The 23,284-nt window shown below is 37.0% G+C and carries 20 protein-coding genes; 19 read left to right on the top strand and 1 reads right to left on the bottom strand.

The window, feature by feature from the left end:
• The first annotated feature begins 2 nt into the window (after window positions 1-2).
• The 6 genes from HII17_RS16015 (at window position 3) to HII17_RS15990 (ending at window position 7,836) form a co-directional block, all read left to right on the top strand.
• Window positions 3-1,142: a glycosyltransferase family 4 protein gene (locus HII17_RS16015; protein WP_169076384.1), complete on the top strand. Its 1,140-nt coding sequence runs from the start codon at window positions 3-5 to the stop codon at window positions 1,140-1,142.
• Between the two features lie 8 nt (window positions 1,143-1,150).
• Complete coding sequence (locus tag HII17_RS16010) at window positions 1,151-2,038, top strand: sulfotransferase domain-containing protein (protein WP_169076383.1); 888 nt, start codon at window positions 1,151-1,153, stop codon at window positions 2,036-2,038.
• On the top strand, window positions 2,038-3,306 hold the full coding sequence (locus HII17_RS16005; protein WP_169076382.1) for a putative O-glycosylation ligase, exosortase A system-associated: 1,269 nt from the start codon (window positions 2,038-2,040) through the stop codon (window positions 3,304-3,306). The genes HII17_RS16010 and HII17_RS16005 overlap by 1 nt, the downstream gene beginning before the upstream one ends.
• Window positions 3,307-3,309: 3 nt before the next feature.
• The gene (locus HII17_RS16000) at window positions 3,310-4,785 is read left to right on the top strand and encodes a lipopolysaccharide biosynthesis protein (RefSeq protein ID WP_169076381.1); all 1,476 of its coding nucleotides are present in this window, start codon (window positions 3,310-3,312) and stop codon (window positions 4,783-4,785) included.
• 203 nt (window positions 4,786-4,988) lie between these two features.
• A complete protein-coding gene (locus HII17_RS15995) occupies window positions 4,989-6,686 on the top strand; it encodes an asparagine synthase-related protein (protein WP_169076380.1) in 1,698 nt (565 codons plus the stop codon).
• A 55-nt stretch (window positions 6,687-6,741) separates the two neighbouring features.
• On the top strand, window positions 6,742-7,836 hold the full coding sequence (locus HII17_RS15990) for an acyltransferase family protein (protein ID WP_169076379.1): 1,095 nt from the start codon (window positions 6,742-6,744) through the stop codon (window positions 7,834-7,836).
• Window positions 7,837-7,865: 29 nt separating this feature from the next.
• On the opposite strand, the gene HII17_RS15985 is transcribed toward HII17_RS15990, so the two are convergent.
• Window positions 7,866-8,534, bottom strand: a complete 669-nt coding sequence (locus HII17_RS15985; protein WP_169076378.1) for a tetratricopeptide repeat protein — start codon at window positions 8,532-8,534, stop codon at window positions 7,866-7,868.
• A gap of 80 nt (window positions 8,535-8,614) precedes the next feature.
• On the opposite strand from HII17_RS15985, the gene HII17_RS15980 reads away from it, so the two are divergent.
• The 13 genes from HII17_RS15980 to tviB all read left to right on the top strand — a co-directional run bounded on the left by HII17_RS15980 (window position 8,615) and on the right by tviB (window position 23,282).
• Entirely contained in the window at window positions 8,615-9,880 is a 1,266-nt protein-coding gene (locus HII17_RS15980) for a glycosyltransferase (protein ID WP_169076377.1), read from the top strand.
• A 53-nt stretch (window positions 9,881-9,933) separates the two neighbouring features.
• A complete protein-coding gene (locus HII17_RS15975) occupies window positions 9,934-11,748 on the top strand; it encodes an asparagine synthetase B family protein (protein ID WP_235938872.1) in 1,815 nt (604 codons plus the stop codon).
• Window positions 11,738-12,682, top strand: a complete 945-nt coding sequence (locus tag HII17_RS15970) for a polysaccharide deacetylase family protein (protein ID WP_169076376.1) — start codon at window positions 11,738-11,740, stop codon at window positions 12,680-12,682. Before HII17_RS15975 ends, HII17_RS15970 begins: the two co-directional genes overlap by 11 nt.
• Window positions 12,683-12,684: 2 nt before the next feature.
• Complete coding sequence (locus HII17_RS15965; RefSeq protein ID WP_169076375.1) at window positions 12,685-13,743, top strand: DegT/DnrJ/EryC1/StrS family aminotransferase; 1,059 nt, start codon at window positions 12,685-12,687, stop codon at window positions 13,741-13,743.
• 16 nt (window positions 13,744-13,759) lie between these two features.
• A complete protein-coding gene (locus HII17_RS19345; protein WP_169076374.1) occupies window positions 13,760-14,782 on the top strand; it encodes a GNAT family N-acetyltransferase in 1,023 nt (340 codons plus the stop codon).
• Window positions 14,779-15,789: a GNAT family N-acetyltransferase gene (locus HII17_RS15955; RefSeq protein WP_169076373.1), complete on the top strand. Its 1,011-nt coding sequence runs from the start codon at window positions 14,779-14,781 to the stop codon at window positions 15,787-15,789. Before HII17_RS19345 ends, HII17_RS15955 begins: the two co-directional genes overlap by 4 nt.
• 76 nt (window positions 15,790-15,865) lie before the next feature.
• A complete protein-coding gene (locus tag HII17_RS15950) occupies window positions 15,866-16,111 on the top strand; it encodes a phosphopantetheine-binding protein (protein WP_169076372.1) in 246 nt (81 codons plus the stop codon).
• A gap of 2 nt (window positions 16,112-16,113) precedes the next feature.
• The gene (locus tag HII17_RS15945) at window positions 16,114-16,908 is read left to right on the top strand and encodes an alpha/beta hydrolase family protein (protein WP_169076371.1); all 795 of its coding nucleotides are present in this window, start codon (window positions 16,114-16,116) and stop codon (window positions 16,906-16,908) included.
• A 1-nt stretch (window position 16,909) separates the two neighbouring features.
• Window positions 16,910-17,752 carry a hydrolase 1, exosortase A system-associated gene (locus HII17_RS15940; protein ID WP_169076370.1) on the top strand — a complete coding sequence of 281 codons (843 nt, stop codon included), beginning with the start codon at window positions 16,910-16,912 and terminating at the stop codon, window positions 17,750-17,752.
• Between the two features lie 3 nt (window positions 17,753-17,755).
• Complete coding sequence (locus tag HII17_RS15935) at window positions 17,756-18,712, top strand: sulfotransferase (RefSeq protein ID WP_169076369.1); 957 nt, start codon at window positions 17,756-17,758, stop codon at window positions 18,710-18,712.
• A gap of 53 nt (window positions 18,713-18,765) precedes the next feature.
• Complete coding sequence (locus tag HII17_RS15930; protein ID WP_169076368.1) at window positions 18,766-21,009, top strand: hypothetical protein; 2,244 nt, start codon at window positions 18,766-18,768, stop codon at window positions 21,007-21,009.
• The gene (locus tag HII17_RS15925; protein ID WP_169076367.1) at window positions 21,010-21,999 is read left to right on the top strand and encodes a right-handed parallel beta-helix repeat-containing protein; all 990 of its coding nucleotides are present in this window, start codon (window positions 21,010-21,012) and stop codon (window positions 21,997-21,999) included.
• Between the two features lie 14 nt (window positions 22,000-22,013).
• Complete coding sequence (gene tviB / locus HII17_RS15920) at window positions 22,014-23,282, top strand: Vi polysaccharide biosynthesis UDP-N-acetylglucosamine C-6 dehydrogenase TviB (RefSeq protein WP_211185390.1); 1,269 nt, start codon at window positions 22,014-22,016, stop codon at window positions 23,280-23,282.
• Window positions 23,283-23,284 lie beyond the last annotated feature (2 nt).

Here is a 23,284-nt window from a genome sequence, read left to right as displayed (position 1 = left end):
CTATGAAAATTTTATATCATCACCGTGTAGCTTCAAAAGATGGCCAATTTGTTCACATTGAAGAAATAATCAAGTCATTGAAAAAACATGGCCACGAAATATTACTAGTTGCACCGAGTATGGGAGAAAACCAGGATTTTGGTGGTGATGGAGGTATCGTAGCCAAGCTAAAAGCGAAGCTACCTCAATGGCTATATGAAGTAGTTGAGTTTAGCTACAGCTTTTATACATTTTTAAAGTTAGCCAAAACAATCGTCAAAGATAAGCCTGTGTTTATTTATGAGCGCTATAACCTTTTTAACCCTGCTGGCATTTGGGCAAAGAAAATATTTAAACTGCCGCTTATTTTAGAGGTAAATGCGCCTTTATTTGAAGAACGGAGCAAATACGACGGGATAAGTTTAAAAGGTTTCGCCAAGTGGACTGAAAATTATACTTGGCGCAATGCTGATATGGTATTGCCTGTAACCAATGTATTAGCTGAACATATACGTAGTGCTGGTGTTAAAGAAGACAATATAGAAGTTATTGCCAACGGAATTAACACCGACGCATTCTTGGGAGAGCCATTGCCTTCGCCACTACTAATAAATACTGACAATAAAGTGGTTATTGGCTTTGTTGGTTTCTGTAGAGAGTGGCACGGCTTAGACAAAATTGTTCGTTTACTTACAATGTCTGAAAACCAGAACTTATTTTTCTTAATAGTCGGCGATGGCCCGGTAATACCTTCCATTAAAGATTTAGCAAAAGAGTTAGGTGTAGAAAAAAGAGTGCATATTACTGGATTAGTAGAGCGCGACGACATGCCTGCTTGGTTAGAACCAATGGATATAGCCTTACAACCCGCAGTTGTTCCGTATGCATCACCGCTTAAAATGATTGAATACCTCGCGAAAGGCAAAGCAATAGTCGCCCCTAGCCAACCAAATATCAAAGAATTGCTAATCGATGAGGAGAATGCTCTGTTGTTTGAGGCAGAAGAGAATGAGCAGTTTATTTCGTGTATTCAACGATTAGCGGCAGATGATGAGCTAAGAAGTCGCTTGTCTGCTAATGCAAAGGCAACAATAGAGCATTTAAACCTAACATGGGATGAAAATGCTGAACGAATTGTAAATCTAGCGATAAAAAAGGTTTAGTAAACACTATGGCTGACTTAAAAGGATTTCCACCGAAAACATTTATTATTGGTGCGCAGAAAGCGGGCACAACTCAGCTTTCTGCTTTGCTTTCTCAGCATGACGAAATTTGCTTGTCTGAACCTAAAGAACCAGACTTTTTTACTCGTAACTATGATAAAGGATTTGATTGGTACAAAAGCTTATTTAATAACCCTGATAAATGTTTAATTGATGCATCAACCAGCTATACAAGCCGTCCATTACCTGAACTTTATGAAAAAGACCAAGCAGAAAGCAATAACCCACTGGTTGGTGTGCCAGAACGAATTTTTAAAGCCTCGCCTGATGCGAAACTTATTTATATTGTGCGCAACCCAGTAAAGCGTGTTTATTCAGGCTATTGGCATCAGGTAACAGCAGGGTACGAACAAAGACCTCTAATACAAGCGATTGAGGAAAGCTCATATTACAAGAGGTTCTCGAAATACGCAGAGCAGCTTCAGCATTATCTAGAATATTTCCCTAAAGAAAATGTACTAGTCGTAGAGTTTGAAGAGCTCATCGAAGAGCCTAAAAAAGTAGTTAACCAATGCCTGTCGTTTATGGGGATACCTGAAAAAGAAAATATCGAGCTAGGGTTACATAAAAATAAGTCATTTCAATTAACAGGTGTCTTGGGCTTTATTAATCAACGACTATTTCGTGTAAAGCCTGTTTTGAAAACGATTAGAAAGCTAATGCCAGATGTTTTAGTTGGATATCTCGGCGACAAGGTTACTGCCAAAGTGCCAAAAATTACTGAAGATGAACATCAATTTATTGCGCAGTATTTCGAAGACGAAATCTCACGTGTTAGGGCACTATCTAATAAAGGCGACATGTTGAAAGAGCCATTAGATAAAGGGCAAAATTAGTGGATCTTCGTAGTATAGTTATAACTTTGGTTATTTTCGTTTTGCTTGCTAGGGCGCTGAAAAAGCCCTATGTGGGAGCACTAGCTATGGTATGGATAGGTTATATGAACCCTCATCGCCTAGTACCATGGGGTTTCATTTATTCCTTGCCAATAGCTTTTTGGGCGTTTCTTGCTACCTTAACTGGCCTCGCTTTTGCTAAAGAAAAAATCCAACTGCCCGAAAGTAAAATGAAAGCGCTGTTGCTTATTTTTTGGTTCTGGTGTGCGGTTTGTACCGTATTTGCGTTTGATACACAACCCGCTTTACGAGAGTTTATTCGCTTCACTAAAATTCTCATAGGTGTCTTCCTATGTTTAGCCTTATTGCAAAGTAAAAACCGTATTGTTCTGTTAGTTTGGGTCATTGCGTTATCAATTGGCTTTTACGGTATCAAAGGTGGTGTATTCTCAATCGCAACACTGGGTAGTTTTCGTGTTTGGGGGCCACCTGACTCATTTATCGAAGGGAATAACGAGCTGGCACTTGCTTTGCTCATGACAGTTCCTTTGTTATATTTCTTGATGACTTATGTCGATAATAAATGGATTAAAAAGGCGTTATTAGGCGCAATTCTTCTATGCTTGATTTCCATTGTAACCAGTTATTCGAGAGGTGCTTTGCTAGGCCTTATTGCGATGTCGGGTTTTTTCTGGTTGAAAAGTAAACATAAGTTACCTATTGCCTTTGCTGGTTTTATATTAGTGGTTGCTGCATTACCTATGATGCCAGATCATTGGTTCGAACGCATGGATACAATTCAAAGTTACGAGCAAGATGCTTCAGCTATGGGAAGAATAAATTCGTGGACACTAGCATTTAACTTGGCTAATGATCGCATTACATCTGGTGGTTTTAATCATTGGGGGCCTACAACATTCGCTTTATATGCGCCAAATCCCGATAAAATTCATGATGCCCACAGTATTTACTTTGAAGTATTAGGTGAACAAGGTTGGATAGGCCTAATGTTATTTTTAGGTATTCTATTTGGTATTTGGCGCCTTTGTAATCACACCATCAAGTTAGCTGATTCCAATAAAGCAATAGAATGGTGTAGTAATTTAAGCCGAATGCTGCAAGTTAGTTTAGTTGCGTATATGTCAGGTGGTGCTTTTCTTGGGTTGGCTTATTGGGATTTACCCTATCATTTATTGTGTTTAGCAATCTTAGTTAATCAGTATGTACGTAAACAGGAAAACTCTGATTTAGGCAAAAGGATTGATTAGTACATGAACGCTAATATAGGCAAGTTGATTGCAAAAGGTGCCTTGTGGACAGTGCTAATGAGAATGTCTATTAGAGTACTTGGTATTATCAGCATTCTGATTTTGGCTAGAATACTTACGCCAGAAGATTATGGTTTGGTCGCCAAAGCGGTGTTAGTTGGTAGCTTTTTGGACTTGCTTACTCAGTTTGGCTTAAACGCTGCTTTAATTAAAAACCAAAATGCCAATAAATCACATTACGATACAGTTTGGACGATTAACATAGTTAGAAACTTGTCGTTAGGGGTAATATTGATGTTGGCAGCGCCACACATTGCTTACTACTTTAATGATTCAAGAATTGAACCTCTAATTTATTGTTATTCACTGGCTACTATAGTCGCTGGTTTTGAAAATGTTGGGGTTGTTGACTTTCAAAAATACATGAAGTTTGACAAAGACTTCAAATTTAACTTTATCAAAAAAATTACTTCTTTCTCTATTACCATTTTTGTAGCCGTTATATGGAGAACATACTGGGCTTTTCCAATTGGAGTATTAGCAGGAAAGCTAATGGGAGTAGTGGTTAGTTATTTTAACAATGACTTTCGTCCTACAATAACATTTAAGGAATTTTCATCAATCTTTAGGTTCTCTAAATGGATGTTTTTATATGAATTAATTTCTGCGGTATCTTTGAAGTTAGATGGTTTTTTGTTGAGTAAATTTGGTGAAACCAAAGATTTAGGCCTTTATACCATTTCTTATGAGGTGTCAGGGATACCGTCGACTGAAATCGCTATGCCAGTTGCAAGAGCTGCGTTACCCGGACTCTCTAAACTAAATCATAATATTGTCGAATTTCAGAAAATGTACTCAAATATTTTGGCAACGGTACTATTAGTCGCAATACCAACGTCTGTTGGTCTATCTTTAGTTGCAAAAGAGTTTACTTTAGTTTTTTTAGGTGAAAAATGGCTAGGTGTTGCGCCTATTATTTCAATTTTAGCTTTTTTCGGCATTTCTCGAGTTGTTTCCGCAAGTGCTGTTACAGGATTGATAGCCTTTGACAGACCTGAGCTATTAGGTAAACAATCGTTTTTTATGTTAATTATCAAATTAATACTTTTACCGCCAGCAACCATTTATTTTGGTTATTTAGGACTTGCTTACGGTGTAACAGTTTCCGGGTTTTTGGGAATTATAATTTTACTGCTAATTCAACATTACATTGGCATGTTAAATATTAAACTGTTTTTGTCACAAATATGGCGAGTTGTTCTTTCGTCATGTGTCATGGCATGGGGAGTCCAGTTTGCCTTCACATATTGGTATGCACATAGCGACTATTCTATTTATACTTTGTTATTAATCAAGGTTTTAAGCGGTGCCCTACTATTTCTTGCGTCGTTAACCTTGCTTTGTAGTATGACAAATTGCAAAAACGGTCCCGAGGAAAAAATATTTTCGCAGATTAGAAAAAAAATTGGCTCTAGATAAGTTTTTGGTTTGTTAATTTATAATTGTATAAGTGTAAACAATTGATAATACCGTCTTTGATAATTTGCAACGAGCCAAGGCAATTTGGGTCAGTTTTGATTGTCTATGAAAGTCAAAATAAGGGCAATGCTATATTATGAGCTAATAAAAAGTGTATAGGTCTATTTAAAGCTATATAAAATATGTTTGAGGAGTGATTGAAGGTGACTGTTTTTGCAGGAATAATCAAGAAAGATGGAAATACGATTGGTGATGAAGAGAGTCTAGAATTCAAAGCCTGTCTTGAAAGAGTTAGCAAGAAAGTCATTTCTTTTGAATTTAAAGAAGGCAGTAAGTATCTATTAACGATTAATTTTTCAAAAGAAAAAAATTACCTTACCGGCCAAAATGGATGTACTTCTATTGTTTCAGGCGCCCCAATACTAACTAGCTCTAATTCTCTATATGACGCCTTATCTGAGTTAAATTGTGTTAATTCTCGAGACGAGCTAGAAAATACGTTGGGCTTGGCTAGAGGAGTATTTTCTGGTGTATCAATAGACAGAAAAAATTCAAAAACATATGTGTATACAGATAAGTTAGGCGTACGTCCGGTTTATTATTACGACTTCAATGGCCACATAATATTTTCATCGCTTTTGTCCTTTTTGGAAGAACTTCCAACCGCCAACCTAGCTATTGATGAAAGCGGTGTAGCTGAGTTGGTTTCTTTTGGTTATTGCTTATCTAATCGGACTCAATATAGATATATCAAGAGGCTTGATGCTGGGCAATATCTAGACATAACTGATGATTACGAAGACGTGCTTGTAAATAACTATTGGGATTATTCTTCCATCCCAGTGAAAGAAAGTTTACAAGATATTGATGTAAAAGAGTTATATGAGATATTTATAGAAGCAATTAAGGTGAGAATTGATGCTGATAAACCTGCGGTAGCTTTTCTTAGCGGGGGGTTGGACTCTAGAGCTTTGACATCTTGCTTAAGTAAATATACGAAGGATATTTCTACTTTTAATTTTGGCACTCAAAAATCGCAAGATAATGATTATGCAAAGCAGTATGCAATAAAAGCTCGGTTTAATCATCATGAAATTATTCTTCCGAAACTAAAATTTCCCAATTGGTCGAAATTAATTTCAGAATCACTAGATGAGAAAACCGATAGTAAGTTTAATAATTTGCATAAGGTTGTTTGGTCAGGAGATGGTGGAAGTGTTTCTTTAGGTGGAGTATATATCGATGATAAACTAATTAAATCCTTGAAAAATCGAGATGAAAAAGAGTCAATTTCTTCTTTCTTGTCACAGCTAAATGGAGCATTTCCTGAGAAATTATTTCAGAAGCGTCAACTTCGTAGATTCAAAGGTAAAGTTGAAATAGGTACTAGAAATGAGCTGCAGTCATATCCTCAAGATACAACAAAAGCGATATATCATTTTCTAATGAGAAATGATCAAAAAAGGCATTTAGAGCTGCATTTTGAGACTATTTGTCAACATGAAGTAGAACTTGAATTACCTTTTTTTGATAGCGTATTTATTGAAAAACTCTATTCATTACCAGCGAAAGAGCTTATGTATCATAAGTTATATATGGATTGGTTTAAGAATTGTCCTGAATTTAGCAGGCTAACTCCGTGGCAAACATACCCGGGCCATATTCCATGCCCGATAGAGAGTAAAACAGAATTAAGTTATCAGTGGGATAATGGTCCTATAAATAAGGCAGAGTTGAAGGAAATATTTTCTGATTATTTGTCTTTATTAAATAGCACTGCATTCGACTATATAGATAAAGCAAAAAGCTTCTTTTTTATGGGGGCGCATCGCTTAGGGTTGGGAAACTATAGCTATATAATGAATGTGATTAATCGATTAAATAAAATTAAAAATAAATAGCGTATTTCAAATTGATACATGTTTAGTGGATAACCTTTAAGTAGCAACGAACCTTATGAATAAGCAACTATCTATCTATCTGGATATACTAAGATTTTGTGCAGCAATTATGGTTTTTATATCGCATGTACCAAGTTTTTCTGGAGGATGGTTGTGGCAGTTTTCAGGCCTCGGTCATGAGGCTGTTGTAATTTTTTTTGTTTTGTCCGGATTTGTAATAGCCTATGTAGTATTTGAAAAAGAAGAAAGTGCCTTACAATACGTCACTAATAGGGTTTCTCGAATATACTCTGTCGCTATACCTGCGCTAATAATTACGGTGTTGTTATATTATGTGGGAAAACAAATTGATAAATCAGCTTTTATTATATTAGATGAGCGATTACAGAACCCTGTCTGGACAATTATCTCAGCGCTTAGTTTTACCAATCAAAGTTGGATTGCCAGTCCTACCTTTCTTAATCTACCTTACTGGTCACTTGGATATGAAGTTCTTTATTACGCATTTTTTGGCATATTAATGTATATGAAAGGGCGAACGAAAATAGCCTTTTTATGTATACTTGCTTTGATCATGGGCCCAAGTATCTTACTTTATTTACCTATTTGGTTCTTTGGGGTCATTTGTTTCAAAAACTTACATGCAATAAAGTTAACTTTTAAAGCTTCTTTATTAATCTATTTAGTTTCAATTGGGGGGTTTATTACAGTTTCAATTAAATCTGTTCAATTATTTATAAATACTTCTTTCCAAAATATTATAGGGAGTCAAATATACGAGGTATTGCTGGAGCCTGCAGATAAGTTCGCGTCTGATTACATTTTAGCCATTTTCGTTTCAATACACATTTTTAGTAGCTTTCATTTAGCTGTCAATTCAAAATTTTGTATGATAACCAAAAAGTTAGAGTCAATTATAAGGGAGTTATCATCCCATACGTTTTCACTATACTTGATGCATATGCCTTTACTTTATTTCATTTCAATCATAGTTCCTTACGAGTCAAATCAGTTAGTAAATTTACTATTTTGCTGGCTATTTATACCGTTTATTATTTATTTGCTTAGTAGCCTTATAGAAAAAAACAAATACAGGCTTAAAAAGTCAGTTAAAAATTATTTAAATAATTCGTTGTTTCTTATTAGATGATGATGTCTATTATTTCACTAAATAGAAAATTACATTTTTTCAAGCTTTTTAATTTTGTTTGCCAAGCCAGGTAACGGGTAGTTATGAGAATAAGCAATCTCTGCATGTTCTTTTGCTTTCTCTAGATCACCTAAATCTGCATAAAGCAATCCAATGTTGTAGTGAAACTCCGGGTTATTAGGGGCAATCTTTATGGCACCTTTATATTGTTGTTCAGCGAGTTTTAGTTTTTTACTTTGATGCAAGTGAATAGCAAATAGCATTCTACTGACGGCATCTCTCGGTTGAAAATATATTGCTCGCTTGAAATAGCACGTTGCAGTGTACCTTTTTGGGTATATCGCCGTAAAATCATGTTCACTGCTATATCTTTTTTGTAATTTTGACATGGCTAGCAAAGCTTTATGGTGATTCGGAAAAGCATGTAAAGTATATCCAATATCGCCAGCTAGTGATCCCGTCATTCCAGAAACAAGTCGCTCTACGTTTTTGTTAAAATGGGCTACCTCTACTATTGGTAGCTTTTCTTTATAATGAATAGAGTTGGTATAATCAAAAGGACCATAAGCTCTTGCATACTTTTTACTATCCAACTCTTTCAAGTCACATGTTCGATTATCAACGGCTATTGCGCTTTTTGATAAACAGGCCAGAAAAAACGTAATTACGATCAAGAAAGATTTTTGGGCAAAGTGCATAATCAAATATATCGTTTTATTAGAAGAGAAGATATTATACAAGTTTTGTTTATATAGTGAAGAAACAAAGGATTAGACATTTGGAAAAATCAAGTTTGCTATACATCGCCTACCACTACCCGCCAGTACTTGGTAGTAGTGGTGTACACAGAACTTTGGCATTTACAAGGCATTTAGCAGAGCATGGTTGGCAAGTTAGGGTGTTAACAGTATCGTTAAAAGCCTATGATAAATGGTCTCCAGAGCAGTTGTCATTTATTCCTAAAAATATCAAGGTTGTCAGGGGGTTTGCGCGAAATGTCGCTAAACACTTTTCTTTAAAAGGAAAATATTGGGGCGGAATGTCACTCCCTGATAATTGGCAAAGTTGGATTGTAGGTGGAGTAATATCTGGCCTAATTTCAATTATTAAAGAGCGCCCTAATGTAATGGTTTCTACTTACCCTATAGCGTCGGCTCATTTTATTGCTTACTTGTTACATAAAATAACAGGTGTGCCATGGGTAGCAGATTTGAGAGATCCAATGGCTCAGAGTAATTACCCTGCTAATCAAACTAAGAAGAAATGGTTTCAATGGATTGAACGTAAAATGGTGAAACACTGCGATAAGGTGATGATTACCTGTCCAGGAGCGCAAATACTGTATCAAGAAAGGTTTCCTGAAACTTCCAAAGATTTCTGGCAAATTGTACCAAATGGTTATGACAAAGTGATTTTCGACGGACTTGACGCTAGTGAGCAGCAAATATCGGCTGTCGATAAACCATTAACAGTTTTGCATAGTGGTCTTATTTATCCTTATGAACGCGATCCAAGCCATTTTTTTGCTGCATTGTCGGAGTTAAAAAAAGAAGGTGTGCTATCTGCGAGAGACATCATTTTTAAATTAAGAGCTACTGGGCATGATGGCATTCACCGAAGCAAACTTATTCACTATGGTGTGGAAGACTTGGTGTCACTAGAGCCGACTGTTCCCTATAAAGATGCGTTAAAAGAAATGATGGCAGTAGATGGCTTATTGCTACTGCAGGCAGCAAATTGTAATTATCAAATCCCTGCCAAAGCTTATGAATATATAAGAGCTCAAAAACCAGTGCTTGCTCTTACGCCTATTGAAGGTGATACAGGCCAGCTACTCGATAAAGCTGGCAATAGCTACATTGCAGCACTGGATGATCAGCAAGCAATTAAAACAGCGATTATTAACTTTTATCAAACGTTACAAAGTGGCGAAGTTCAGTTGTTAAATTCAGACGAACTTGATAGTTATTCACGTCAAAGCCAAGCGTATAAATTAGAAGAAACTTTAAATACAGTAGTCAGTTCACAAAAAACTAGAAATTAACCGTCAGCAAGTATATCGACAGCTTTGCTAAGAGGGCTGAATAAAGTAATATAATGCCCCCAAGGAAGAGAGAAAATAATTTTATGAACATGATGGGTTCAACAGCCAGCGTACAGCATTTCACAATCGAAAGACAAGATTGTGCACCTGTCTACGTAGCTTCTAAAGCGCAATATCAACACTATGAAGATGAAGCGCTAGCTGTTTTTGTCTGGGGACGTTTACTCGTTGACAATGAAAGCGCCAATGCTCAGCAACTGGCGGATAAAATAAAACAGTCAGCGAGCTTAGATAGCCTATATTCGAGTTTTAGTGGCAAGTTCTGTATCGCCTGTTTTGACCAATCATCTCAATCATTAGCTGTAGTTAATGATCATATGAGCATTCAGCCATTTTTTTATAGTCAGCAATCGACAGGTTTATATTTGTCAGATTCTCTTGATTTAATAGAGGGCAATAAAGCGACGGTTTGTACGATATCTAAGCAAGGTATCTACAATTATTTTTATTTTCACTGTATACCAGCGCCTCTCACTATTTATCAAGAATGTAAAAAACTAGAACCAGCCTGTAGATTGACATTCGTTGCGGATAAAACACCGGTTAAGCAAAACTTATATAACCCTGAATTTAGTAAAACCTTAGCAGATGGTGGTCAAGCAGAAGCAGAATGTTTAGATGTTATCGCACAAGGTGTTGAGCAATGTTCAACACAGAACTGTGGTGCATTCTTAAGTGGTGGTTTAGACAGCTCTACTGTTGCAGGGATGCTGGCAAATCAGCAAGAAAACGCAAAAACTTTTTCTATTGGCTTCAAAGTCGATGCCTATGATGAAACGCCATATGCTGAAATAACTGCTAAACATTTCAATACAGACCATCAAGTCTTGTATTTAACCCCAGAAGACGCAGTTGAAGGCTTCACTAATGTGGCACAATATTTTGAAGAACCGTTTGGTAACTCTTCTGCTATGGCTGCCTATTTCTGTGCTAAATTCGCTAAGGAAAATGGCGTTGATACGTTATTAGCTGGTGATGGAGGCGATGAGCTTTTTGCTGGAAATGGACGCTATGCCAAACAAAAAGTATTTGAAGTGTTTGCCCAAACTCCATCATTAGTACAAAGTGTTGCGCGAGGCGTATTTGTTAATGATTTTATTGGTAAATTACCAGTGGCTAAGAAAGTTGCAAGCTATATATCACAAGCGGATGTCCCACTGCCAGGGCGTTTAGAAACCTATAATTTCATCAATCAGTTTGGTGCTGACAATATGTTTGATGAAACTTTTTTGCAAGAAGTTGATACGCAAGCGCCTTTAATGCAACAGCAAGATAGGTACAAAGAATGCCGTGATGACGACTCTGTTCACAAAATGCTTTATCTTGATTGGAAATTCACACTTGCAGACAACGACTTAGTTAAGGTAAGTAAAATGTGCGAAATGGCCGGTGTAAATGTTGAATATCCGCTGCTTGAAAAGTCGGTTGTTGACTTTAGCTGTACAATTCCATCAGAAGTAAAATTGCCAGGAAGTAAGCTGCGAGATTTCTATAAACGTGCCTGCAAAGGGTTTTTAGCCGATGATACCTTAACAAAGAGTAAGCATGGCTTTGGTTTACCATTCGGTGTTTGGATGAAAGAAAATGAGCAACTAAAAACGCTGACAATGGATTGCTTAAACGCTTTCAAAACCCGAAATATCGTAAAACCTTCTCTGATTGACCAAGCACTGGAATCCCATCAAAGCGTACATGCGGGTTATTACGGAGAACTTATCTGGATCATGGTCATTTTAGAACTGTGGTTTCAGGGTAAGGACATACAAGAACAACCGGTCGGTGGTGAAGAGCAGGTCGATGTTGCATAGTATTTGTAAACTACTAGGTAGACTTGGTAGTAAAAACAAACTCAGTATTCTTATTTATCATCAGGTGCTTGAACAAGCTGAACCTATGCATCCTTCTGAGCCAGATAAAGTAAGATTTCGCTGGCAGATGAAACTGCTACGTGACCATTACAACCCTCTGTCGCTAAGTCAAGCAACGAGGTTATTGAAAGAAGGTAACTTACCAGCTAATTCGGTATGTGTAACTTTCGATGATGGTTACCTTAATAACTTAGAGGTGGCGTTACCAATCTTGAAAGAGTTTGATATTCCTGCAACGGTATTTGTCGCGACTCGGTTTTCTGAAGGTGGTAATATGTGGAACGACCGCCTTATCGACTTGGTTGGTAATCAAACACTTTCAACAATTGATTTATCAGTACTTAATTTAAGTATCGAAAACTTAGGCAACTGGCAAGCTCGAAATCAACTGGTCAAAAAGCTTATTCCAATGATTAAGCATAAAGACTATCAAGAACGACAACGAATAGTTGACCGCTTATATAAAGCTAATCATGTTGAAGAGTCACCAGCAAAAATGATGACACCTGCACAAGTTAAGGAGCTCGCTGAAGCGGGTGTTGAAATTGGTGCCCATACAGTTGATCACCCTATTTTAAAATCTCAAACGGTAAACGAACAAAAGCAACAAATTGAAGAGTCGAAACAAACAATTGAAGAGTGGATTGGTCAATCAGTAGCAGGCTTTGCCTATCCAAATGGACAGCCAAATAATGACTACACCGAAGAAACTGTTGAGCAAGTAAAGCAAGCTAGTTATAACTATGCAGTATCAACTCGTTGGGGTATATCAACACCTGAAAGTGATATGTTGCAACTGAATCGCTTTACACCATGGGATCGAACACCTACTAAATTTCATTTAAGATTGACCAGAAATCAGCTGGGAATTTAACATTGATTGAATTCTCAAAACCGTTAGCTGATGCTCGAAATTATCCAGCCCCGACAATATTTGGGTTACCATCTAGTCAGCACTTAAGCGAGAGTGTTCCACGTGTTTTCCCCCAGGGGGTGAGTAAGCATTGGCATTTAGATCGTGGTCGAAGTGCTTTATATGTACTAGCTAAAAGTATTAGCGCAAACAAAGTTTGGTGTCCCGCTTATCATTGCCCTGCATTGGTTGAACCGTTTTTAGCTGCAGGCAAGCAAGTCAATTTTTATTCGATAACTGAAGAGCTTAACCCTGATTTTTCACAGTTGGAACAGGAATTAAAAGCTGGTGATGTAGTGATAAATATTCGTTATTTTGGCTTTGATTGTGGCGTACAAAAGCTTGCGGAAATATGCCAGCAAAAGAACACTGTTTTAATTGAAGATCTCGCTCATGCTATGTATACAGGTAAAGTTTATGGCAAGGCGGCTATTACTAGCATTGTTAAATTTTTACCCGTAAAGACGGGAGCAGAGCTATTGGTTACTGATGCTTTTCAGAACAAAAGTGAGGTACAAAATTTTATTGATAATTTGCCCAGTGTAACATTTGAACGAGTACTAAGCTTTTTTCGTAAAGTAAAAAATAAGCTTGGTATTAAAGACCCTCTTTCTACATTTCGCTATTTTTCTATGCGTCGCATTTCTAAAAACGTAGTAGGCAGTGACAAAGCCGTTATTTCAGCCTACTCCCATCAGGCGAACAAGCAAAAGCGTCGTGAAAATTATCAATATCTGGCTGAACGTCTCGTTGAAAGTGGGCTAGGTGAAGTAGTTTTCCCATCGTTACCTGACGATATCGTTCCTTACGTTTTGCCCTTTAAGCTAAATGATGCAGCTTCATTTGACGATATTAGAAAACAAGGATTGCAGATTTATCGATGGGAAGAGCTAGCACCTACGAGCTGTGAAGTTAGTCAAAAATTTCGTGATTCGCTTATCCAGCTGCCTGTCCATCAATCACTGACTCGAGAAGATTTAAATTGCATCATATCTATCATAAAAAAAGCTAAGCGAGGCTGATTACATGGAATGGCAAGTGAGCAATTTAGATAATTATGATGGCGATTTATGGCAAGATTGGCAGCAGCTAGCTGAAAAGGCTCATAACAATAATCCTATGTTGCACCACTTATTTGTTCAGAAAATCGCTAAATATTTTCCTGCAAACATCTTTGTTGCCAAGGCAACTAATACGCAGAATGACATCATTGCTTTGATGTTACTTGAACCTTGTAGAAAGGGAAAGTGGCGAATTTTTAAGCCTAGCCAAGCGCAGGCAGCTTTAGTGGTGGTATTAGCAGGAGAACGGCTACAGCTAAAAGGCTTATTTTCATTGTTGCCTGATTTTGTATATCAGATTGATATGCACTCACTCGATCCTAGAGAGCACAAAATTTTAATTGAAGCATTGCCTGAACATGCTGTAAGCATTGCAGCAACTAATATTACTATTGAAGTACAAGGAAATTTTGATAGTTATTGGGAAAAACGTATAAAAGTACTCAAAAAAAATATGCGTAGATATCACAATCGGATAGATAAAGAGCAAGGCACTTTAACGGTAGATATTTATTCTTTGGTTCAAGATGTGAGTGATGGTGTTGATAGGTACGGCATGATTGAAAGCCGAGGCTGGAAGGGGAAGATAGGTACAGCGTTACACCCAGGAAATACACAAGGAGCATTTTATCGTGAACTGATGAAGGATTTCGCGAAGGACAAAAATGCGCTTGTTATTGAGTTGAAGCTTGGTGGCAATATCGTTGCGAGTAGGCTGTGTTTATTTAATCAAGATATTTTGGTCATTTTAAAAACAACTTACGAGGAAAGTTATAAACGATTTGCTGTCGGGAAAGTACTGCTGTATCACCTAGTTAAGTATATTTTCGATCATAAACTGACGAACACGATTGACTTTTACACTAACGCTAATCGAGATCAAGTTGATTGGAGTTCAGAACAGCGCACAATGCTAAATGCAACACTATATCGTTATAAGTGGTTAGATGCTTTAGTATCGACAATAAAAAAGGTGCGTTTTAAGGTGAGAAAGGCGTGATATTTAGAGAGCTAACGCAAAACGTATTGTGCCAAAATGGAGTAACTTACTCCAACTGTTGCTGGCAGTCTATAGAATGGTACGAGGCGTTTTATCGTTATGTGTGTTTTGGTGATAAATCAGTTCGAATATTGCATACACTAGAGCAAAGCTATTTACCTGTTCAAATTATTAACAGCCCGAAGAAAACGTGCTTTTTAAATAGAAAACTTGTTGGCTTAAGTAATTTTTATACACCATTTTTCCAAATGGTTTCAAATAACGAAGCTGATAATTACGCAGCGTGCTTTAATCATTTTCAACGTTTTTTGCATCAATTTGCCCAAATCGAATTTACGCCAATGATTTCTTCAGAGTTGGATAAGTGTCGTGAAGCGCTTGAAAAAATCGGTTTTTTCGTTGCCAGTCACCAATGTTCAGTTAATTGGTATGAGGATAACATCAAAAGCGTAGATGATTATTGGGCTAAACGACCAAGCAAATTAAAAAATACCATACGACGTAAGCGAGAAAAATTAGTCAAAGCCGGTGAATTTCATACTGTCATTCATCATGGAGATAACTTAGTAAAAGCATTGTTAGACTTTCATCTAGTTTACTTTAAAAGTTGGAAAGTTAATGAGCCTTTTCCTGCCTTTATCGATGAAATAGCTAAGAAATTTAGTCAGTTAAACCAATTGCGTATGGGTTTTGTGTATAAAGGTGAAGTGCCTGTTGCTGCTCAAATGTGGTTTGTTTCAAACGGTGTGGCGTCTATTTTCAAACTTGCCCATACGCCTACCTATGAAAACCAAAGTGTTGGCTCTATTCTAACAGCCGATATGTTTAACTATGTCATAGATAAAGATGGCGTTAACAAAGTGGATTTTCTTACTGGCAACGATGCCTATAAAAAAGAATGGATGAGCAGCTCTCAGCCGCTTTACACGCTAAATGCCTTTAATCGAAAAACAGTTAATGGGATTGTTGGCATGTGTAAAAGTATTCTCGATAAAGATCAGCGCTAAGTCAGGTTTTTTTAATCTATACGAAAGGTGATTAGCCCGTTAAACTATGGGTGCAAAATAGAACTAAGGAAAAAAAATGTCGTTAGCAGTAGAATTAAAACAATTACTTCAAGAATGCCTTCAATTAGATGAAGTTGAGAGCTGGGATGTAGATACTGAAATATTAGGTGCCGTACCTGAATTTGATTCGATGGCAATTGTTACTGTGTTAACTATGGTGGAAGAAAACTACGGTGTAGCTATTGAAGACGATGAAGTTAGTGCGGAAATTTTTGAAACCTTAGGCTCTCTTACTGACTTTGTTGCAGAAAAAGTCGGTTAATTATGATTATTCAGGGACACTTTGTACCAGCTAAGCTGGGAAGAGTATTTGTCAGCCAGTTTGGTGACAAACAAGGAAGCACTGCGATTCTTTGTCTACCTTCTATAACAGAAGAGCTTAATCTAGCGCGAGCTATATTAGCAAAACAATGCCAAGCTTTTGCTAACAAAGGTCATCCAAGCTTTATTATGGACTATTACGGTAGTGGTGATAGTGAAGGGGAATTTGAAGACGCAAGCGCTAATCAATGGTTAGATGACGTTATTTCAGTGGGTCAATGGTTGGTCCAACAGGGCTATAAAAACATTATCTTATTAGGTGTGCGAGTGGGTGCTTTATTGCTTGCCACCAATCAAGAAAAGCTACATCAAGCCCTCCCCATCCAAGCGTATATACTATGGAAACCTGTGACAAACGGTAAACTTTTTGTCAATCAGCTTATCCGTATTAAACAAGCAAATGCGATGATGAGTGGCGAAGGCGAAAAGATTAATTGGCGCAACGAGATTCTAAGCGGTAATAATACTGAAGTTGCGGGCTATTTATTAACCGCCGGTTTCATTGAGCAGTTAGAAAATTTATCCATTACTCATGACACACAGTGGCAGGCGCCAACATACTGGTTAGAGCTTGCCAGTTCAAACGTTTCACCTGCTACAAAACGCATTGTTGAAGGTGTAGAAGAGATCATGGTTCATACGATGACAACGCCTGCATTTTGGCAAGTCCCTGAAATCTTTGATTTACCTGAGCTAACTGAGCTTGGCTTGGTTTTGCTTTCGGAAATAGGTAGCTGACATGGAATACGCGAAAACCTTTGATTCTCGAGGCAATCAGCTGCTTTCAATTATTCATCCAAGTGAACATAAGAGCAATGTCGGTGTACTTATTGTTGTAGGTGGTCCTCAGTACCGAGTGGGTAGTCATCGCCAGTTTGTACAATTAGCACGAGCAGTTGCCAATAGTGGCTTTACCTGTATGCGATTTGATTACACTGGTATGGGTGATTCATTTGGTGAAAAAGCAGAATTTGATAATGTTTGTGATGATATTAAATCGGCTATTGATGCACTCTTAGAGCAACAGAAAGAAGTTGAAAAAGTAGTTGTTTGGGGCTTGTGTGATGCAGCTTCAGCATCATTAATTTATGGTTACCAAGATCCTCGAGTTGCAGGAATGGTGTTACTCAACCCTTGGCTTAAAAGTGAACAGGCGCAAGGAAAAACCATGCTTAAGTATTATTACTGTCAGCGTTTATTTTCAAAAAGTTTTTGGAAAAAATTGTTGACGGGAAAGATCAGTCTATTTAACAGTGCCAACGAACTTACCGGGCACTTAAAAAGTAGTGTAGCGACTTTGGAACTGGAAAAATCAAGCTACCAGCAACGTATGTTAAATGGCTTGAGCCAGTTTAAGGGTAAGCTCTGTTGGATCTTAAGTGAAGATGATTTAACTGCAAAGGAATTTGAACAACAAGCACTTTCTGAAAGGCGCTGGCATGCAATAAACAATGAAAATTCGTCAATTCATCGGGTAAAAAATGCCGATCATACGTTTTCATCTCGTGAATATAAGCGTCAAGTTGAAGCGATTACCATTGAGTTTGCTAAAAGCTTTTCGGGCAAAATAGGAAAGGAGTAATTTGTGCGCGAACAAAAAACGATATTACTATTTGGGATGCCAAGATCTGGCACTACTTGGATAGGCAAGATATTTGATAGTCATCAAGACACATATTATCTTCATGAGCCAGACAGTGCTCAACCGATTAAAGGGCTTCCTTTAGTTGTTCAACCGAACTCTGCTGACGCCGAAAAAGTGTATCAAGCAACTAATGAATGGTTAAAAGTTAATGACGAAAAAGTAACAGCATCAAGACCTTTCTTCGAGAAGTCTTATATGAACTTTTGGCAATTTAAACTGTATTTAGGGAGTGCCTATCTATCGAAATTGGCTCATAAGCTTAATTTACCATTTTTTAAAAAACCGATTAGAAAACAATCGACTCCTCCAGTCATTGTTTGGAAGAGTATTGAATCGTTAGCACGCATAGGAGCAATTCAAAAACACTGCGATGCAATGGCGGTACAAATACTTAGACATCCTTGCGGTAACATTGCCTCTACATTGAGAGGTGAAAAGCAGAGAAAATTCGATAGCTCTATACCAGTTTACGAAGATTGGGACTTATTTGATAAGCTACTTAAGCAAAGTGGTGAGACTCGCTTTAATTTGGCTGATTTAAAAGCAATGCCACCTGAAAAGCGTCTAGCAATTCGCTGGGGAATAATGAACGATTTGGCGTTAAAGCAAGTTAATTCAGATAAATCAATTGTATTAGTTTATGAAGATATTTGTCGCTCCCCAAGATCTGAAGTGGAAGCACTTTTCGAAAAGTTAAATTTAAAACTTGGAAAAGAAACTATTCAATTTGTAGTTGGCTCAACTGAAAAAGAAGATGAAGCATATTATGCTACAAATAAAAAACCGTTGGTGGCTGCCTACAAATGGAAAGATGAATTAACAGAACTCCAGCAAAAGGCCATTTTCGAAACAATTAGCTTATTCAGCTCCGGGAAATATTATCTTGACGATTTCTAAAGGTAATACTATTGATATAAAGCCTACTTCGAATGCTGTCCAGGCTTCAAATCATGAGTAACCTTAAAAATATTAATTTAATGAGCTTCGCGATAAGCGGAGTCGGCCTTTTAGCCATTTTTATCTGTCTAGTAATCACTCTTTATTTTCCTGCTAGCAAATTGTTTACATATATCGCAATGGTTTCAGTGGTGGCTCTTTATTTGCTCAAACCATACGCTTGGCTTACAACGTTACCTATTTTTATTGTATTGATTGACTTGGCGCCCTGGACTGGGGCGTTTTTATTTAATGAGTTCGACATATACATTTTGATGTCTATTGGTGTTCTATATTTGCGAAACGCACCTTTAATGAAGCTAGGAATATCGATAAAAATAATAGTACCGCTATTATTCATACTTCTAGTAATCATAAATATTGATTGGCAAGGAGTGGTGAACTATTTGTTGCGAAATGATGCACTTAATAATCCTTACTACTCTGAAGCTTATACCTTAAAAGTTGGAAAAGGATTTTTATACGGTTTTTTGCTCTCTTTAGTTTTTTCTCATCAAGTGCGAGAGAATGCTTATTCTACTTTGTCGAGCTTATTTTGGGGCGGCATTGTTGCCTCAATATTATTATTTGTTATCGTTTTATGGGAACGAGGGACATTAGCTGCGATTTTTCAGTTTAATTCTATATGGTCAATTGCAAACTCCCTTCTAGATTTCACATCTTCTTATCGTGTAACTGGGTTATTTTCGGATATGCATACTGGTGGTGAAGCATACGATGGCGTTGTACTTCTATTAATACCATTGAATCTGTGCGCACTATGTTGGTTTTCAACAAGAAAATCAAAATTGTTATCGTTAATGGCGCTGTTTAGCGTTAGTTATTGTGTTTTAGTGGGCTACACACGAACTACATATTTTGCTGCTTTTATAGAGGTCGTTAGTGTTCTATTTTTATATAGCCGCTTTATTGGTAATCAAAAATTTTTAGGAAAGAAAGATTTTGTATTTTTGTCTGCAATGATAGTAGGTGCTGTTATAGCTTTTAGGTTGGGAGGATATATGTCGCTCTTAACATCATCTGTACTCATTTTAGGAATTTTAAGTTTAGTTGTTTTATCTAATAAAGGCTTAATTAGCTTATCAATGAATAAAGGACTTATTGCTATGGGTAGCATTATGCTAGCCATTATATCCTGGCACTATGCTTCTGAAAGCAGGTGGGTTGAACATTCACTTTTTAGTGAATTAGCTTTAGTGTTAATAGTTTTTATTAATAGTGTTGTTGCATACGGATATTTTGCGTCAAATAACTTTAAGGACGCACAATCTAACTTATATGCAGCACTTTCGGTAATTGCTTTGGCTTTCGTTTTTAGTGTGATATTCGGGTCATATCAATTTGGCGAACGCATGAAGACGATAGAAGATGATATTCAAATACGGTTGTCACATTGGACAGATGTGTTGCGTTCATCTCAAGAACATCATGTCAGTACTGTTTTAGGTAATGGGCTTGGAAGTTTTCCAATTAATTATGCAATTGCATCTCCTGAAAGTGTCGTAGATATAGGTAGCTTTAAAATTTCTAACTCAAAGTTAATAATAGGTAAAGGGAGTGATTTAATTTTAGGGCAACGGTTAGATATTGAACCTAATACAGAGTATCAAGTTGTTGTTGAAATCGAGAATAATAATCAGGTCTCTTTGAATCTAGGTTTTTGTGAAAGAAACTTAATTTATGCGAGTAACTTTACTGCTACTTGTTCATTGAAATATCTTAAAAATACAATAGGTAATTATAAGATAGAAACAAAAATTGAAAGTAAAGCAGTTGGTAAGGGAATGTTATCTTGGCCTTCGATGTTAACTATTAGTAATAGGTATAGCGAAGAGCCTTTGATTATCGATGCTATTTCTGTAACAAAGTTAGGAAGCAATGTTAATCTAGTAAAAAACAATCGCTTTGAAAAAGGTATAAATCATTGGTTTTTTTATAATGACTTTTCACATTTACCTTGGCATATAAAAAATACCTATTTAAGTGTTTATTATCAATTAGGAGTAATTGGCTGCATTTTATTGTTTTTACTTCTTAGCTGTTTGCAAAATAAAAAAGATCTTTTTGATGAATTGAAGATTTTACGAATAATGTTGCTAGGAGCTATATTGGGATTTGGTGGATTTGGTTTTTTTGGGGATCCTTTTGACTCTGCGAAAGTCAGTTCGTTATTTTTTATGCTACTCCTGTCTTTTTATCAGCTAACATATTGCCCTCAAGTAAAACCGGGCAGATAAATGCGGCTAGAATGTACATTTGTTATAAGCTTTTTTTTAGTCATTGTAAATTGGCCAGCAAAAGCAAGTGAAAAAATAACTGGTTCTGGCGTATTTTTGAATAATGAGCCTGTGCCATCAATTTCTTACGCTTTGAAAAGAGCGTTTGATGGTAGTGAAATCCTTATAAAGGCTGGAGTATACAACGATGGTGGTGTATTAAATGCAAATTCTGTCACCATTCGGGGTGAAATTGGTACACATTTAAAAGGATATGCGGCAGAAGGTAAGGCTACCCTCATTATCAATGGTAACGATACTCAAATATTGAATATAGAGTGCTCAGGTGTACGTGTCAGTGATGGAAATGGAGCATGTATTCGCTTAAAAGGCGAAAATTTAACAATTGAAAATGTATTTTTTCATGATAGTGAGCAAGGAATGCTGTCAGGAAAAAACTCAGGTACGGTAACAATTGAAAATAGTCGATTTGAGAGGCTTGGTTTTGCGGGAAGAGCCCACGCAATCTACGTTGGTGGTGGTGAGTTATATATTCACAATTCGAAATTTTTATCCTCTAAAGATGAAGGTCACGAGATAAAATCGAGAGCAGAGAAAACAATTATTTCAAACTCAACGATAGCCTCATTAAATGAGAAAGACAGCCGTTTATTAGATATTCCTAATGGTGGGGTGTTATCAATTAAAAACTCAGTATTACAGCAAGGTAATAACACGAGTAATTGGAATCTGATTGGATATGGCTTAGAGGGAATTAAGCATAAGAAAAATACCGTTGATATCAAGCGTAATATATTTATATTGGATAGAGATGGCGGCAGCTTAGTGTTTCATAAACGAGGTAACGTTGAAGATATATCTCTAACAGAAAACATAATTGTTGGGAAATTTCACGATACTAATTTGATAGAGGACAACTTTGTTTTTGAAAATAGAGGAGTTGCGGGGATAAAGGCGTTTCCTTTTTTACCTGAACGTCAATTGGATTAATAAGAGTGGATAAAATGGAATCAATTAAAATAGCTGTTGTCGGTTTAGGCTATGTTGGCCTGCCGCTGGCGGTGGAGTTTGGCAAGAAGTATAAAACTATTGGTTTTGATATTAACCAACAACGTGTTAATGAATTGAACGAAGGTTTTGATCGTACTTGTGAAGTCGAAAGCGAAGAGTTGAAAGAAGCAAGTTTATTAACTTGCGTAACTGATAAAGATGCGCTTAAAGGTTGTGATTATTATATCGTCACTGTTCCAACTCCTATCGACAAGCATCGTCAGCCAGATTTGACGCCACTTAAAAAAGCTTCTGAAATGCTTGGTAGTGTAATCGGGAAAGACTCTATTGTAATTTATGAATCAACAGTGTATCCAGGAGCTACGGAAGAGGACTGTGTTCCTATTCTTGAACAAGTTTCAGGGCTGAAACTGAACCAAGGTTTTTATGCCGGATATTCTCCAGAGCGCATAAATCCAGGTGATAAAACCCACCGCTTGCCAACTATCTTAAAAGTTACTTCTGGCTCTACGCCAGAAATCGCAGATAAAGTCGATGCACTCTACGCGTCGATTATTACGGCAGGTACTTATAAAGCTTCATCTATCAAAGTAGCGGAAGCCGCGAAGGTAATCGAAAATACTCAACGAGATGTCAATATTGCATTGATAAATGAACTATCCGTAATATTTAATAAATTAAATATAGATACTTTAGAAGTGCTAGAAGCTGCAGGTACCAAGTGGAATTTCTTGCCGTTTAGGCCTGGTTTAGTGGGCGGTCATTGTATTGGTGTCGATCCGTATTATTTAACTCACAAAGCACAATCTGTTGGCTATCACCCCGAAATGATTTTAGCGGGTCGTCGTCTTAATGATGGTATGGCACATTACGTGGTTTCTCAGCTGGTTAAAGGCATGCTTAAAAAGCGTATTCAAGTAGATAATGCTAACGTATTGGTGATGGGTCTAACGTTTAAAGAAAACTGCCCCGATCTTCGAAATACTAAAGTTATCGATATTGTCGAAGAGCTAAAAGAATATAACGTGAACGTTGACGTGGTAGACCCGCTTTGTGCTAGCGAAGAAGCTGAACATGAATATGGAATTTCATTAACTAAAGAACCAGCGAAAGGTCATTATGACGCAGTTATTCTTGCTGTTGCTCATAGTGAATTTAAAGCAATGGGTGTTGATGGAATTCATGAACTAGGTAAAGCTACACATGTGCTTTATGATTTAAAATGCATTTTACCTAAAGATGCTGTCGATATGCGTTTATAGAA

Source organism: Thalassotalea algicola (assembly GCF_012932965.1).
Taxonomy (GTDB): Bacteria; Pseudomonadota; Gammaproteobacteria; order Enterobacterales; family Alteromonadaceae; genus Thalassotalea_F; species Thalassotalea_F algicola.
This window is presented reverse-complemented; position numbering and strand designations above follow the sequence as displayed.